This is a genomic window from Streptomyces sp. NPDC004752 (assembly GCF_053601275.1).
Genome location: NZ_JBSGBN010000181.1, coordinates 1 through 15527 on the forward strand (window position 1 = coordinate 1; position 15527 = coordinate 15527).

General features: G+C 70.6%; 14 protein-coding genes. 13 read left to right on the top strand and 1 reads right to left on the bottom strand.

What is annotated here, in order from left to right; translation table 11 throughout:
- Nucleotides 1-186: 186 nt before the first annotated feature.
- Complete coding sequence (gene bldD / locus ACWEKM_RS42375) at nucleotides 187-690, bottom strand: transcriptional regulator BldD (protein ID WP_014671524.1); 504 nt, start codon at nucleotides 688-690, stop codon at nucleotides 187-189.
- 252 nt (nucleotides 691-942) lie between these two features.
- On the opposite strand from bldD, the gene pyrR reads away from it, so the two are divergent.
- The 13 genes from pyrR (at nucleotide 943) to metK (ending at nucleotide 15466) form a co-directional block, all read left to right on the top strand.
- Complete coding sequence (gene pyrR, locus ACWEKM_RS42380) at nucleotides 943-1512, top strand: bifunctional pyr operon transcriptional regulator/uracil phosphoribosyltransferase PyrR (protein ID WP_451626641.1); 570 nt, start codon at nucleotides 943-945, stop codon at nucleotides 1510-1512.
- 96 nt (nucleotides 1513-1608) lie between these two features.
- Nucleotides 1609-2589 carry an aspartate carbamoyltransferase catalytic subunit gene (locus ACWEKM_RS42385; protein WP_451626642.1) on the top strand — a complete coding sequence of 327 codons (981 nt, stop codon included), beginning with the start codon at nucleotides 1609-1611 and terminating at the stop codon, nucleotides 2587-2589.
- Nucleotides 2590-2594: 5 nt separating this feature from the next.
- Nucleotides 2595-3881: a dihydroorotase gene (locus tag ACWEKM_RS42390; protein ID WP_451626643.1), complete on the top strand. Its 1287-nt coding sequence runs from the start codon at nucleotides 2595-2597 to the stop codon at nucleotides 3879-3881.
- Nucleotides 3878-4471 carry a PH-like domain-containing protein gene (locus ACWEKM_RS42395; protein WP_451626644.1) on the top strand — a complete coding sequence of 198 codons (594 nt, stop codon included), beginning with the start codon at nucleotides 3878-3880 and terminating at the stop codon, nucleotides 4469-4471. The genes ACWEKM_RS42390 and ACWEKM_RS42395 overlap by 4 nt, the downstream gene beginning before the upstream one ends.
- On the top strand, nucleotides 4468-5640 hold the full coding sequence (gene carA, locus ACWEKM_RS42400) for a glutamine-hydrolyzing carbamoyl-phosphate synthase small subunit (RefSeq protein WP_451626645.1): 1173 nt from the start codon (nucleotides 4468-4470) through the stop codon (nucleotides 5638-5640). The genes ACWEKM_RS42395 and carA overlap by 4 nt, the downstream gene beginning before the upstream one ends.
- Nucleotides 5633-8950, top strand: coding sequence for a carbamoyl-phosphate synthase large subunit (gene carB, locus ACWEKM_RS42405; RefSeq protein ID WP_451626646.1), 3318 nt, complete (start codon nucleotides 5633-5635; stop codon nucleotides 8948-8950). Before carA ends, carB begins: the two co-directional genes overlap by 8 nt.
- 78 nt (nucleotides 8951-9028) lie before the next feature.
- The gene (locus tag ACWEKM_RS42410; RefSeq protein ID WP_451626647.1) at nucleotides 9029-10144 is read left to right on the top strand and encodes a quinone-dependent dihydroorotate dehydrogenase; all 1116 of its coding nucleotides are present in this window, start codon (nucleotides 9029-9031) and stop codon (nucleotides 10142-10144) included.
- Nucleotides 10141-11061 carry an orotidine-5'-phosphate decarboxylase gene (gene pyrF / locus ACWEKM_RS42415; protein WP_451626648.1) on the top strand — a complete coding sequence of 307 codons (921 nt, stop codon included), beginning with the start codon at nucleotides 10141-10143 and terminating at the stop codon, nucleotides 11059-11061. Before ACWEKM_RS42410 ends, pyrF begins: the two co-directional genes overlap by 4 nt.
- A gap of 300 nt (nucleotides 11062-11361) precedes the next feature.
- On the top strand, nucleotides 11362-11685 hold the full coding sequence (locus ACWEKM_RS42420) for an integration host factor (protein WP_030810589.1): 324 nt from the start codon (nucleotides 11362-11364) through the stop codon (nucleotides 11683-11685).
- Between the two features lie 37 nt (nucleotides 11686-11722).
- Nucleotides 11723-12280, top strand: coding sequence for a guanylate kinase (gene gmk, locus ACWEKM_RS42425; protein WP_451626649.1), 558 nt, complete (start codon nucleotides 11723-11725; stop codon nucleotides 12278-12280).
- A gap of 38 nt (nucleotides 12281-12318) precedes the next feature.
- Nucleotides 12319-12591, top strand: a complete 273-nt coding sequence (gene rpoZ / locus ACWEKM_RS42430; protein WP_005319902.1) for a DNA-directed RNA polymerase subunit omega — start codon at nucleotides 12319-12321, stop codon at nucleotides 12589-12591.
- A gap of 172 nt (nucleotides 12592-12763) precedes the next feature.
- Complete coding sequence (gene coaBC, locus ACWEKM_RS42435) at nucleotides 12764-13966, top strand: bifunctional phosphopantothenoylcysteine decarboxylase/phosphopantothenate--cysteine ligase CoaBC (RefSeq protein ID WP_451626650.1); 1203 nt, start codon at nucleotides 12764-12766, stop codon at nucleotides 13964-13966.
- Nucleotides 13967-14242: 276 nt separating this feature from the next.
- Entirely contained in the window at nucleotides 14243-15466 is a 1224-nt protein-coding gene (metK, locus tag ACWEKM_RS42440; RefSeq protein WP_451626651.1) for a methionine adenosyltransferase, read from the top strand.
- Nucleotides 15467-15527 lie beyond the last annotated feature (61 nt).

Genomic DNA, 15527 nt, shown 5'->3' on the forward strand with positions numbered 1-15527 from the left:
AGCCGTATGCCGGTCCCGGCGTGACCAATCGGGCGCCGGTCCCGGCGTACCCCCCCGCCCCCCAGCCCCCCCCCCCAGGCCCCCCCCCCCCCCGAGGGGTCTACCCAAAAAAACCCCGCCGGGGGGGCCCTACCCTTGGTGACCCGCCCACCCCGGCGGCACGTTTCTGCTGAGTCGTCGAGCGGCTCAGGCTTCTTCGTGGGTGGCCACGGCACGGCGCGCGTCCGCGTCCAGCACGCCCCAGCTGATCAGCTGTTCGGTCAGGACCGAGGGCGACTGGTCGTAGATGACGGCGAGTGTGCGCAGGTCGTCCTGGCGGATCGACAGCACCTTGCCGTTGTAGTCACCGCGCTGGGACTGGATCGTCGCCGCGTAGCGCTGCAGGGGTCCCGCCTTCTCGGCCGGCACGGTGGCCAGCCGCTCCAGGTCCAGGACCAGCTTCGGCGGCGGCTCGGCGGCGCCACCCGGGGTGGTGCCGGGCAGCAGTTCCTGCACGGGAACGCCATAGAAGTCCGCCAGCTCCGCGAGGCGCTGCACGGTCACGGCGCGGTCCCCGCGCTCGTACGAGCCGACGACGACTGCCTTCCAGCGGCCTTGGGACTTCTCCTCGACACCGTGGAGGGAAAGGCCCTGCTGGGTGCGGATGGCCCGGAGCTTGGCCCCGAGCTGTTTGGCGTATTCGCTGGACATATAGCTCCCCGGACACTGTGTCGACGCGGCCGGCTGTGATTCCCGCCGCGCGGCTGGTAACTCACTGTGAGGTTACGCAGCGTGACACTCCTGCGTCAAGCCGAATGGTCCACACCGACTCTTCCGTGGTACCGGTGACCGATTACGCCGACCGGGTGATCGAGGGCTCCGGGCGACCTGCTACGGTGGATGGCGCAATTTCGACGTCCTTTAAGGTCCGTCCCGTGAGGCGGAGAAGGAGGTCCGTTTCGTATGGACATGCAAGCGTCCGATGCGCGGCCCGTGCTCGAAGGGGCCGACATCGCGCGGGTGTTGACCCGCATCGCCCATGAGATCGTCGAGCGCGCCAAGGGCGCCGACGACGTGGTGCTCCTCGGCATTCCGACCCGGGGTGTCTTCCTCGCCCAGCGGCTCGCCGCCAAGCTGGCCGAGATCACCGACCGCAAGGTTCCGGCCGGCTCGCTCGACATCACGATGTACCGCGACGATCTGCGTCTGCACCCACCGCGCGCGCTGGCCCGCACCGACATCCCCGGTGACGGCATCGACGGCCGGCTGGTCGTCCTCGTCGACGACGTGCTCTTTTCCGGCCGCACCATCCGCGCCGCCCTCGACGCCCTGGGCGACATCGGGCGCCCGCGCGCCGTGCAGCTCGCGGTCCTCGTCGACCGCGGCCACCGCGAGCTGCCCATCCGCGCCGACTACGTCGGCAAGAACCTCCCCACGTCGCTGCGGGAGACGGTCAAGGTCCAGCTCGCCGAGGAGGACGGTCGCGACACCGTGCTGCTCGGCGTCAAGCAGGCCGCCCCGGGCGATCAGTAGCACGCGGGCGCCGCGGTGCACACCGTGCGTCCCGTCACCATGCCCTCGCCTGCCCGGATTCTCCCGATACCTGAACTGCCTTACGGAGCCTGACAGATGCAGCGCCATCTCATCTCGGCCGCCGATCTCACCCGCGACGACGCCGTCCTGATCCTCGACACCGCCGAGGAGATGGCCCGGGTCGCCGACCGGCCGATCAAGAAGCTGCCGACCCTGCGCGGCCGCACGATCGTCAACCTCTTCTTCGAGGACTCCACCCGCACCCGGATCTCCTTCGAGGCCGCCGAGAAGCGGCTGTCCGCGGACGTCATCAACTTCACCGCCAAGGGGTCGAGCGTCTCCAAGGGCGAGTCCCTGAAGGACACCGCCCAGACCCTGGAGGCCATGGGCGTCGACGCCGTCGTCATCCGGCACGGTGCCTCCGGCGCCCCTTACCGCCTCGCCACCTCCGGCTGGATCGACGCCGCCGTGATCAACGCGGGCGACGGCACCCATCAGCACCCCACCCAGGCGCTGCTCGACGCGTTCACCATGCGCCGCCGCCTGGTCGGCCGGGACGCCGGCCTCGGCCGGGACCTCGCAGGACGGCGCATCACCGTCGTCGGCGACATCCTGCACAGCCGCGTCGCCCGCTCCAACGTCGACCTGCTGCACATCCTGGGCGCCGAGGTCACCCTGGTCGCCCCGCCCACCCTGCTGCCGGTCGGCGTCGAGGCATGGCCCTGCGAGGTGGCGTACGACCTCGACGCCACGCTGCCCAAGTCCGACGCCGTGATGATGCTGCGGGTGCAGCGGGAGCGGATGAACGCCGCCTTCTTCCCGACCGAACGCGAGTACGCCCGGCGCTACGGCCTCGATGCCGACCGGATGGCGCGGATGCCCGAGCACGCCATCGTCATGCACCCCGGCCCCATGGTCCGCGGCATGGAGATCACCGCCGAGGTGGCCGACTCCGACCGCTGCACCGCCGTCGAGCAGGTCGCCAACGGCGTGTCCATCCGGATGGCCGTGCTGTACCTGCTGCTCGGCGGCAAGGAGCCCGCCGTCACCAACGCCCGCACCACCGAGGAGAAGTAAGAACCATGAGCAAGATCCTGATCCGTGGTGCCGAGGTGCTCGGCGGCGCACCGCAGGACGTCCTGATCGACGGTGCGACCATCGCCGCGGTGGGCACCGGGCTCGACGCCGACGGCGCCGAGGTCGTCGACGCTGCGGGGAAAGTCCTGCTCCCCGGCCTCGTCGACCTGCACACCCATCTGCGCGAGCCCGGCCGCGAGGACTCCGAGACCGTGCTGACCGGCACGCGCGCCGCCGCCGGCGGCGGCTACACCGCCGTGTTCGCCATGGCCAACACCTTCCCGGTCGCCGACACCGCCGGCGTGGTCGAGCAGGTCTACCGGCTCGGGCAGGAGCACGGCTACTGCGATGTGCAGCCGATCGGCGCCGTCACCGTCGGCCTGGCGGGCAAGCAACTCGCCGAGCTGGGCGCCATGCACGAGTCCGCCGCGGGCGTCACCGTCTTCTCCGACGACGGCAAGTGCGTCGACGACGCCGTGATCATGCGGCGCGCGCTGGAGTACGTGAAGGCATTCGGCGGCGTCGTCGCCCAGCACGCGCAGGAGCCGCGGCTGACCGAGGGCGCCCAGATGAACGAGGGCGTCGTCTCCGCCGAACTGGGCCTCGGCGGCTGGCCCGCGGTCGCCGAGGAGTCGATCATCGCCCGCGATGTCCTGCTCGCCGACCACGTCGGCTCCCGCGTCCACATCTGCCATCTGTCGACCGCGGGATCCGTGGAGATCGTCCGCTGGGCCAAGTCCCGCGGCATCGCCGTCACCGCCGAGGTCACCCCGCACCACCTGCTGCTCACCGACGAACTGGTGCGCTCGTACAACCCGGTCTACAAGGTCAACCCGCCGCTGCGCACCGAACGCGATGTGCGGGCCCTGCGCGAGGCGCTCGCCGACGGCACGATCGACATTGTCGCCACCGACCACGCCCCGCACCCGCACGAGGACAAGGACTGCGAGTGGGCCGCGGCCGCCATGGGCATGGTCGGCCTGGAGACCGCGCTGTCGGTGGTCCAGGAGACCATGGTCGACACCGGGCTGCTCGACTGGGCGGGCGTCGCCGACCGCATGTCGTTCGCCCCCGCGCGCATCGGCCGGGCCACCGGCCACGGCCGTCCCGTCTCGGCAGGCGAGCCCGCCAACCTCACCCTGCTCGACACGGCATACCGTGGCCGGGTGGACCCCGCGGACTTCGCCTCGCGCAGCCGCAACACCCCGTACGAGGGTCGCGAGCTGCCGGGCCGTGTCACCCACACATGGCTGCGGGGGAAGGCCACGCTCGTCGACGGGAAGCTCACGTGACATCTGCACCACTGCTCGCGGCCAAACTGACGCCCGCGCTCGCCGCCGAACAGAAGTCGGCCCCGGTCACCGACTGGGCCGCCCGGATCGGCTGGCTCGTCGGACTCGCCCTCTTCGTGGCGCTCGTCTACTGGCTGATGCGCGAGGGCTGGAAGTGGCGCGGCCACCTCCAGGGCGACCTGCCCGCGCTGCTTGCCGCGCCGGACGACCCCGGCCCGGCCAGAGCGACGATGAGCGGCCGCTACCACGGCTCCACCACCGCCGGGCAGTGGCTGGACCGCATCGTGGCGCACGGCCTGGGCACCCGCAGCCGGGTCGAGCTGACGCTGACGGACGCGGGCCTCGACGTCGAACGCCCCGGGGCCGCCGACTTCTTCGTCCCCGCCGCCGCGCTGCGCGAGGCCCGGCTCGACAAGGGCATCGCGGGCAAGGTCCTCACCGAGGGCGGCCTCCTCGTCGTGACCTGGGCACACGGCGACAGACTGATCGACTCCGGCTTCCGCTCGGACCGCGCGGCCGAGCACGACGCGTGGGTCGATGCCATCAACTCCATGATCAAGACAGCCAGCACGGAAGGCGCCGAACGATGACGACCTCCACGAAAGGGAACGCCTTGCAGCGGAAGAAGGTGCTTCCCGCGGTACTCGTCCTGGAAGACGGCCGGATCTTCCGTGGCCGCGCCTACGGGGCCGTGGGGGAGACCTTCGGCGAGGCCGTGTTCTCCACCGGCATGACCGGCTACCAGGAGACCCTGACCGACCCGTCGTACGACCGCCAGATCGTCGTCGCGACCGCCCCGCAGATCGGCAACACCGGATGGAACGACGAGGACGACGAGTCCCGCCGCATCTGGGTCTCCGGCTATGTGGTGCGCGACCCCGCGCGCGTGCCGTCCAACTGGCGAGCCAAGCGCTCCCTGGACGACGAACTGGTCGCGCAGGGCGTCGTCGGCATCTCCGGCATCGACACCCGCGCCCTCACCCGCCATCTGCGCGAGCGCGGCTCCATGCGGGCCGGAGTCTTCTCCGGCGACGCGATCGCCCCCGACGCGGACCTCCTCGCGCGCGTGCAGGCCCAGCCGCACATGAAGGGCGCGAGCCTCTACGAGGAGGTCGCCACGACCGAGGCGTACGTCGTCCCGGCGATCGGCGAGAAACGGTTCACCGTCGCCGCGATCGACCTCGGGATCAAGGGCATGACCCCGCACCGCATGGCCGAGCGCGGCATCGAGGTCCATGTGCTGCCCGCCACCGCCACCCCCGAGGACGTGTACGCCGTCGCGCCCGACGGAGTGTTCTTCTCCAACGGGCCCGGCGACCCGGCCACCGCCGACGGCCCGGTCGCGCTGATGACCGCCGTCCTTGAACGGCGCACACCGCTGTTCGGGATCTGCTTCGGCAACCAGATCCTGGGCCGCGCCCTCGGCTTCGGCACCTACAAGCTCAAGTACGGCCACCGGGGCATCAACCAGCCGGTGCAGGACCGTACGACCGGCAAGGTGGAGGTCACCGCGCACAATCACGGCTTCGCCGTGGACGCGCCGCTCGACCGGGTCAGCGAGACGCCCTTCGGCCGCGCCGAGGTGTCCCACGTCTGCCTCAACGACGATGTCGTGGAGGGGCTGCGGCTGCTCGACCAGCCGGCCTTCTCCGTCCAGTACCACCCCGAGGCGGCAGCGGGCCCGCACGACGCCGCCTACCTGTTCGACCGCTTCACGTCTTTGATGAGCACAGTCCTGATGGAGGGCCAGCGTGCCTAAGCGCACCGATATCCAGTCCGTCCTGGTCATCGGCTCCGGCCCGATCGTCATCGGCCAGGCCGCCGAGTTCGACTACTCCGGCACCCAGGCGTGCCGGGTGCTCAAGTCCGAGGGACTTCGCGTCGTCCTCGTCAACTCCAACCCGGCGACGATCATGACCGACCCGGAGATCGCCGACGCCACCTACGTCGAGCCGATCACCCCGGAGTTCGTCGAGAAGATCATCGCCAAGGAGCGCCCCGACGCCCTGCTGCCCACCCTGGGCGGTCAGACGGCCCTCAACACCGCGATCTCGCTGCACGCGAACGGTGTCCTGGAGAAGTACGGCGTCGAGCTGATCGGCGCCAACGTGGAGGCCATCCACAAGGGCGAGGACCGCGACCTGTTCAAGGAGGTCGTGGCGGAGGTCCGCCGCACGACCGGACACGGCGAGTCCGCCCGGTCCGTGATCTGCCACTCCATGGACGAGGTGCTCGCGGGCGTCGAGACGCTCGGCGGCTACCCGGTCGTCGTCCGCCCCTCCTTCACCATGGGCGGCGCCGGCTCCGGCTTCGCCCACGACGAGGACGAGCTGCGCCGCATCGCGGGCCAGGGCCTCACGCTCTCCCCGACCACCGAGGTGCTCCTGGAGGAATCGATCCTCGGCTGGAAGGAGTACGAACTGGAGCTGATGCGCGACCGACACGACAACGTCGTGGTCGTCTGCTCCATCGAGAACTTCGACCCCATGGGTGTGCACACCGGTGACTCGATCACCGTGGCCCCGGCGATGACGCTGACCGACCGCGAATACCAGATCCTGCGCGACATCGGCATCGCCGTGATCCGCGAGGTCGGCGTGGACACCGGCGGCTGCAACATCCAGTTCGCGGTGAACCCCGACGACGGCCGGGTGATCGTCATCGAGATGAACCCGCGCGTGTCACGTTCCTCGGCGCTCGCCTCGAAGGCGACCGGCTTCCCGATCGCCAAGATCGCGGCGAAGCTGGCCGTCGGCTACACCCTCGACGAGATCCCGAACGACATCACCCGCCAGACCCCGGCCTCCTTCGAACCGACCCTCGACTACGTCGTCGTCAAGGCGCCGCGGTTCGCCTTCGAGAAGTTCCCGAGCGCCGACTCCACGCTGACCACCACCATGAAGTCGGTCGGCGAGGCCATGGCCATCGGCCGCAACTTCACCGAGGCGTTCCAGAAGGCGCTGCGCTCGCTTGAGAAGAAGGGCAGCCAGTTCACCTTCGTCGGGGAGCCCGGCTCCGCCGGAGACAAGGACGAGCTGCTGCGCGCGTCCGTCCGGCCCACCGACGGCCGGATCAACACCGTGATGCAGGCCATCCGGGCGGGCGCCACGCCCGAGGAGGTCTTCGAGTTCACCCGGATCGACCCGTGGTTCGTGGACCAGCTCTTCCTGATCAAGGAGATCGCGGACGAGCTGGGCGCCGCCGCCGAGCTGACCGCCGACCTGCTCGCCGAGGCCAAGCGGCACGGCTTCTCCGACCAGCAGATCGGCGAGATCCGCGGGCTGCGCGAGGACGTCGTCCGCGAGGTGCGGCACGCCCTCGGCATCCGCCCGGTGTTCAAGACGGTCGACACCTGCGCGGCCGAGTTCGCCGCGGAGACCCCGTACTTCTACTCCGCCTACGACGAGGAGAGCGAGGTCGCGCCGCGCACCAAGCCCGCGGTGATCATCCTGGGCTCCGGACCCAACCGCATCGGCCAGGGCATCGAGTTCGACTACTCCTGCGTGCACGCGTCCTTCGCGCTGTCCGACGCCGGGTTCGAGACCGTGATGGTCAACTGCAACCCGGAGACCGTCTCCACGGACTACGACACCTCCGACCGCCTCTACTTCGAGCCGCTGACGCTGGAGGACGTGCTGGAGATCGTCCACGCCGAGTCACTGGCCGGACCGATCGCAGGCGTGATCGTGCAGCTCGGCGGCCAGACCCCGCTCGGCCTCGCGCAGGCGCTCAAGGACAACGGCGTGCCGATCGTGGGCACCCCACCCGAGGCCATCCACGCCGCCGAGGACCGCGGCGCCTTCGGCCGCGTCCTCGCGGAGGCCGGACTGCCGGCCCCGAAGCACGGCACGGCCACCACCTTCGAGGAGGCCAAGGCCATCGCCGACGAGATCGGCTACCCGGTCCTGGTGCGGCCCTCGTACGTCCTCGGCGGGCGCGGCATGGAGATCGTCTACGACGAGACCCGTCTCGCCTCCTACATCGCCGAGTCCACGGAGATCAGCCCCTCTCGGCCGGTGCTCGTCGACCGGTTCCTCGACGACGCCATAGAGATCGACGTCGACGCGCTCTACGACGGCGAGGAGCTGTACCTCGGCGGCGTCATGGAACACATCGAGGAGGCCGGCATCCACTCCGGCGACTCGGCGTGCGCGCTGCCGCCGATCACGCTCGGCGGCTTCGACATCAAGCGGCTGCGCGTCTCGACCGAGGCGATCGCCCGGGGCGTCGGCGTGCGCGGCCTGATCAACATCCAGTTCGCGCTGTCCGGCGACATCCTGTACGTCCTGGAGGCCAACCCCCGCGCCTCCCGTACGGTCCCCTTCACCTCGAAGGCGACCGCGGTGCCGCTGGCCAAGGCCGCGGCCCGGATCTCGCTCGGCGCGACCGTCGCCGAGCTGCGCGCCGAGGGGCTGCTCCCGGCGCACGGCGACGGCGGCGAGCTGCCGCTGGAGGCGCCGATCTCCGTCAAGGAGGCCGTCATGCCCTGGTCGCGCTTCCGGGACATCCACGGCCGGGGCGTCGACACCGTGCTCGGTCCGGAGATGCGCTCCACCGGCGAGGTCATGGGCATCGACTCCGTCTTCGGTACGGCGTACGCCAAGTCGCAGACGGGCGCGTACGGGCCGCTGCCGACGAAGGGCCGCGCATTCATCTCGGTCGCCAACCGCGACAAGCGCTCCATGATCTTCCCGGCCCGGGAACTGGTCGCCCATGGCTTCGAACTGCTCGCCACCTCCGGCACCGCCGAGGTCCTCAAGCGCAACGGCATCAACGCCACGGTCGTGCGCAAGCAGTCCGAGGGCACCGGCCCGAACGGCGAGCGGACCATCGTCCAGCTCGTGCACGACGGCGAGGTCGACCTCATCGTCAACACCCCGTACGGCACCGGCGGCCGTCTCGACGGCTATGAGATCCGCACGGCGGCGGTGGCCCGCTCGGTGCCCTGTCTGACGACGGTCCAGGCGCTCGCCGCGGCGGTCCAGGGCATCGACGCGCTCACCCACGGCGACGTGGGCGTCCGCTCGCTCCAGGAACACGCGGCGCACCTGACCGCGGCCCGCGACTAGCAGCCCCGAGGGGGACACCGGAAACGGTGTCCCCCTCTTCTCGGAGCTCCTCTCGGGGCTCCTCATGAGGACTTCCACATGTACAAGCTCTTCTTCCGTCTCGTCTTCACCCGGCTGGACCCGGAGCAGGCGCACCACCTCGCCTTCCGCTGGATCCGTCTCGCCGTCCGCGTCCCGGTGCTGCGCACGTTTCTCGCCGCCGCCCTCGCCCCCCGCCAAAAGGAGCTGCGCACCGAGGCGTTCGGGCTGCGCATGCACGGCCCCTTCGGCCTTGCCGCCGGCTTCGACAAGAACGCCGTCGGGATCGACGGGATGACGATGCTCGGCTTCGACCACGTCGAGATCGGCACGGTGACCGGTGAGGCGCAGCCCGGCAACCCGCGCAAGCGGCTGTTCCGGCTCGTCGCCGACCGGGCGCTGATCAACCGCATGGGGTTCAACAACGAGGGCTCGCTCGCCGTCGCCGCCCGGCTGGCCGCGCGCGAGCCCGTCTTCCGGACCGTCGTCGGCGTCAACATCGGCAAGACCAAGGTCGTTCCCGAGGCGGACGCGGTCGCCGACTATGTGAAGTCGGCCGAGCGGCTGGCGCCGTACGCCGACTACCTGGTCGTGAACGTGTCGTCGCCCAACACCCCGGGGCTGCGCGATCTGCAGGCCACCGAGGCGCTGCGCCCCCTGCTGACCGCGGTCCGCGCGGCCGCCGACCGCACGGTGCCCGGCCGCCGGGTGCCGCTGCTGGTGAAGATCGCGCCCGACCTCGCCGACGAGGACATCGACGCCGTCGCCGACCTCGCCGTGGAGCTGGGCCTGGACGGCATCATCGCGACGAACACCACCATCGCCCGCGACGGCCTCGGGCTCGCGTCCGACCCGTCACTCGTGCAGGAGACCGGCGGGCTCTCCGGAGCGCCCCTGAAGGCGCGCTCCCTCAAGGTGCTGCGCCGCCTCTACGCGCGTGTGGGCGACCGGATCACCCTGGTGGGGGTCGGCGGCATCGAGAACGCCGAGGACGCCTGGCAGCGCATCCTGGCCGGGGCCACCCTGGTCCAGGGCTACAGCGCCTTCATCTACGAGGGGCCCTGCTGGGGCCGCGCGATCCACAAGGGCCTCGCGGCCCGTCTGCGCACCAGCCCGTACGCCACCCTCGCCGACGCGGTCGGCGCCGACGTGAAGAAGGCAGGGAGGACCGCATGAGCGCCCACCCCTCACCCGATGCCCACTCGTCCCCCGATGGCCACCCGTCCTCGCGGCCCTCCGGGTCGCAGGGCTTCTCCGGCGAACCCTTCGGCGCCCGCCTGCGCCGCGCCATGGACGCGCGAGGACCGCTGTGCGTGGGCATCGACCCGCACGCCTCCCTGCTCGCCGAGTGGGGTCTGAACGACGACGTCGCCGGCCTGGAGCGGTTCAGCCGCACGATCGTCGAGGCGCTGGCCGACCGGATCGCGGTCCTCAAGCCGCAGAGCGCGTTCTTCGAGCGCTTCGGCTCGCGCGGGATCGCCGTCCTGGAGCGGTCGGTCCGGGAGGCGCGCGCGGCCGGTGCCCTGGTCGTCATGGACGCCAAGCGCGGGGACATCGGCTCGACCATGGCCGGCTACGCCGAGGCATTCCTGCACCCGGACGCCCCGCTGTTCTCGGACGCCCTCACTGTCTCGCCGTACCTCGGCTACGGCTCGCTGAGCCCGGCCCTCGCGCTGGCGCGGGAGAGCGGGACGGGCGTGTTCGTACTGGCGCTCACCTCCAACCCGGAGGGCGCAGAGGTGCAGCACGCGGTGCGCGCGGACGGCCGGACCGTCGGCGCGACGATGCTGGCGCACCTCGCCGCGGAGAACGCGGGGGAGACGCCCCTCGGCTCGTTCGGCGCGGTCGTGGGCGCCACGCTGGGCGACCTGTCGGCATACGACCTCGACATCAACGGTCCGCTGCTGGCGCCCGGCATCGGCGCCCAGGGGGCGAGCCCGGCGGACCTTCCCGCGCTCTTCGGGGCGGCTGTGCGCAACGTCGTGCCGCACATCAGCCGGGGTGTTCTTCGTCACGGTCCCGAGGTCGCGGCGCTGCGGGCCGCCGCGGAACGCTTCGCGGACGCGATCCGGGCCGCCGTGGCGGGTGCCTGAGTCCTTCGACGAGTGCCCGCAGGAGCGACGCGGGGACGCCTTGAGTCTGAATACATCCTCAAATCCGGGGCAATATGTCTGAAATGTCCGTCCTGGCGGAGGCTGACCAGGACTTTTCCGCTGTTCTCGCTGACTCTGGCGGACTTGCCCGCTAGTCTCCGAGCAGTGGGGGCGCCTCCCACGCCCTCCAGACAGTGGGGGAGGACGGGCAAGCGTGTTGCTCGTGGCTCCCCAGGTGTGGGGCGACTAGGTTCCTCACCGGTCCGTATCCGACAGTTCGACATCCGAGGTGACGTAGGCGTGGCTCTTCCGCCCCTTACCCCTGAACAGCGCGCAGCCGCGCTCGAAAAGGCCGCCGCGGCTCGCCGGGAGCGGGCCGAGGTCAAGAATCGACTCAAGCACTCCGGCGCCTCCCTCCACGAGGTCATCAAGCAGGGCCAGGAGAACGAGGTCATCGGCAAGATGAAGGTCTCCGCCCTGCTTGAGTCCCTGCCGGGCGTGGGCAAGGTCCGCGCCAAGCAGATCATGGAGCGACTCGGGATCTCCGAGAGCCGCCGTGTGCGTGGCCTTGGTTCCAACCAGATCGCCTCCCTGGAGCGCGAGTTCGGCAGCACCGGCTCCTGAGTCCCGGGCACCCCGGGATTGCTGGAATAATCGCTGCATGAGTGAACGTCCGCGGCTGACCGTGCTCTCCGGCCCCTCCGGGGTCGGCAAGAGCACGGTCGTCGCCCATATGCGCAAGGAACACCCCGAGGTCTGGCTCTCGGTGTCGGCGACGACCCGCAGACCCCGCCCCGGCGAGCGGCACGGCGTCCACTACTTCTTCGTCACCGACGAGGAGATGGACAAGCTGATCGCCAACGGTGAGCTGCTGGAGTGGGCCGAGTTCGCCGGCAACCGCTACGGCACGCCGCGTGCCGCCGTTCTGGACCGCCTGGAGGCGGGCGAGCCCGTCCTCCTGGAGATCGACCTCCAGGGTGCCCGGCAGGTTCGCGCGTCCATGCCGGAGGCCCGACTGGTGTTCCTGGCTCCGCCCTCCTGGGAGGAGCTGGTGCGCAGGCTCACGGGCCGCGGCACCGAGCCGCCCGAGGTGGTCGAGCGCCGCCTGGACGCGGCCAGGATCGAACTTGCGGCCGAGCCGGAGTTCGACGAGACCTTGGTCAATACCTCCGTCGAGGATGTGGCGCGCGAGCTGCTAGCCTTGACGGACGTTGTGTGATTGTGTCTGATCTTTTCCCATCTTTCGGAAGGTAGAGCGTGTCCTCTTCCATCACCGCGCCCGAGGGCATCATCAACCCGCCGATCGACGAGCTGCTTGAGGCCACCGACTCGAAGTACAGCCTCGTGATCTACGCGGCCAAGCGTGCCCGCCAGATCAACGCGTACTACTCGCAGCTCGGCGAGGGCCTGCTTGAGTACGTCGGTCCGCTCGTCGACACCCATGTCCACGAGAAGCCGCTCTCGATCGCCCTGCGCGAGATCAACGCGGGTCTGCTGACCTCCGAGGCCATCGAGGGCCCGGCGCAGTAACACGCGCGGTCAGCAGCAACACACGCAGTCATACGTTCAGACTGCGGTGGACTTTTCCACAGGGCCCGGCAGCACGACTGCCGGGCCCTGTGGTCTGCTCAGGGGTGCGGGGGACGACGTCCCCCGCCGTCATGCAGCATGGGGATGTACGTTCCGAGTCCGGGGAGAGACGGTGGGCAAGCCGAAGGTCGTTCTGGGGGTCAGTGGCGGCATCGCCGCGTACAAGGCATGTGAGCTGCTGCGCAGATTCACCGAGTCGGGCCACGATGTGCGTGTCGTCCCCACCGCCGCCGTGCTGCACTTCGTCGGCGCCGCCACCTGGTCCGCCCTGTCCGGCAAGCCCGTCTCCAGCGAGGTCTGGGACGACGTCCACGAGGTCCCGCACGTCCGCATCGGCCAGCACGCCGACCTCGTGGTGGTGGCCCCCGCGACGGCCGACATGATCGCCAAGGCCGCCCATGGCCTCGCCGACGACCTGCTGACCAACACGCTCCTGACGGCCCGCTGCCCGATCGTCTTCGCCCCGGCCATGCACACGGAGATGTGGGAGCACCCGGCCACCCAGGAGAACGTGGCGACGCTGCGCCGCCGCGGCGCCGTCGTCATCGAGCCCGCGGTCGGGCGGCTGACCGGCGTCGACACCGGCAAGGGGCGGCTGCCCGACCCCGTGGAGATCTTCGAGATCTGCCGTCGCGTGCTGGCCCGCGGGGTCACCGGACCCGACCTGACCGGCCGGCACGTCGTCGTCTCCGCCGGCGGCACCCGCGAGCCGCTCGATCCGGTCCGCTTCCTCGGCAACCGCTCCTCCGGCAAACAGGGCTACGCCCTCGCGCGCACGGCCGCCGCACGGGGCGCCCGTGTGACCTTGGTCGCGGCCAACACCGAACTGCCCGACCCCGCCGGGGTGGACGTCGTCCGGGTCGGCACGGCGGTCCAACTGCGCGAGGCGGTGCTCAAGGCCGCCGCGGACGCCGACGCCGTGGTGATGGCCGCGGCCGTGGCCGACTTCCGTCCGGCCCGCTATGCGAGCGGGAAGATCAAGAAGAAGGACGGCCAGGACCCGGAGCCCATCGTCCTGGTGCGGAATCCGGACATCCTCGCGGAGATCTCGGCCGAGCGGGCGCGGCCCGGACAGGTGATCGTCGGCTTCGCCGCCGAGACCGACGACGTCCTCGCCAACGGCCGGGCGAAGCTGGCGCGCAAGGGATGCGATTTCCTCGTGGTGAACGAGGTGGGGGAGGGGAAGACCTTCGGTTCCGAGGAGAACGAGGCCCTGGTGCTGGGCGCCGACGGCAGCGAGACGCCCGTGCCGCACGGCCCCAAGGAGGCTCTCGCCGAGACCGTCTGGGACTTGGTCGGCGGCCGTTTGGCCTGAATGTTTCAGTCATTTGACGGTTTCCTCGAACACGACATTCTCGCGGGGGAGCCTCTGGTCAACGAGGCCCGGCATTGGGCAGAATGCCCGTGCCGCAGGTCGCAGCGCTCCCGAGAGCCGGTGCGAGCGCCACCCCGTCGAGCGAAGGCCCCTGCGGGGGGAGGGTGGCCCTGCGACGGAGTGCGACCGATAAACTGTTGTCGGACGTCGCCGGGCGCAGCCCCCGCGTCGTCCCTCAATGATCAGCCAGCAGCCGCTGCAACCCCAGGGAGCGTTGTGTCCCGTCGCCTGTTCACCTCGGAGTCCGTGACCGAGGGTCACCCCGACAAGATCGCTGACCAGATCAGCGACACCATTCTCGATGCGCTTCTGCGCGAGGACCCGACGTCCCGGGTCGCCGTGGAGACGCTGATCACGACCGGCCTGGTGCATGTGGCCGGCGAGGTCACGACCAAGGCGTACGCGGACATCGCGACCCTGGTCAGGGGCACGATCCTGGGGATCGGCTACGACTCCTCGAAGAAGGGCTTCGACGGCGCCTCGTGCGGCGTCTCGGTGTCGATCGGTGCGCAGTCCCCGGACATCGCCCAGGGCGTGGACACGGCGTACGAGTCCCGGGTCGAGGGTGCCTTGCGAGGGGAGCTGGGGGACGAGCTGGACAAGCAGGGCGCGGGCGACCAGGGCCTGATGTTCGGCTATGCGACGGACGAGACGCCGACGCTGATGCCGCTCCCGATCTTCCTGGCGCACCGGCTGTCCAAGCGGCTGTCCGACGTCCGCAAGAACGGCACGATCCCCTACCTGCGGCCGGACGGCAAGACGCAGGTCACCATCGAGTACGACGGCGACAAGGCGGTCCGTCTGGACACGGTGGTCGTCTCCAGCCAGCACGCCTCGGACATCGACCTGGAGTCCCTCCTCGCCCCCGACATCCGTGAGTTCGTCGTCGAGCCGGAGCTGAAGGCGCTGCTGGACGAGGGCATCAAGCTGGACACCGAGGACTACCGGCTGCTGGTGAACCCGACGGGCCGGTTCGAGATCGGCGGTCCGATGGGTGACGCGGGCCTGACCGGCCGGAAGATCATCATCGACACGTACGGGGGCATGGCGCGGCACGGCGGCGGCGCGTTCTCCGGCAAGGACCCGTCCAAGGTGGACCGCTCGGCCGCGTACGCGATGCGCTGGGTGGCGAAGAACGTGGTGGCCGCGGGTCTGGCCGCCCGCTGCGAGGTCCAGGTGGCGTACGCCATCGGCAAGGCCGAGCCGGTCGGTCTGTTCGTGGAGACCTTCGGCACCCACAAGGTCGAGCCCGAGCGGATCGAGAAGGCCATCGACGAGGTCTTCGACCTGCGCCCGGCCGCCATCATCCGCGACCTCGACCTGCTCCGCCCGATCTACGCCCAGACCGCCGCCTACGGCCACTTCGGCCGTGAGCTGCCGGACTTCACCTGGGAGCGCACGGACCGCGTGGACGCCCTGCGCCAGGCCGTGGGCCTGTAGCCCCGGCGACGCCCGACACCGAGGCCCGGTTCCCCGCGGGGAACCGGGCCTCGGTGCGCTC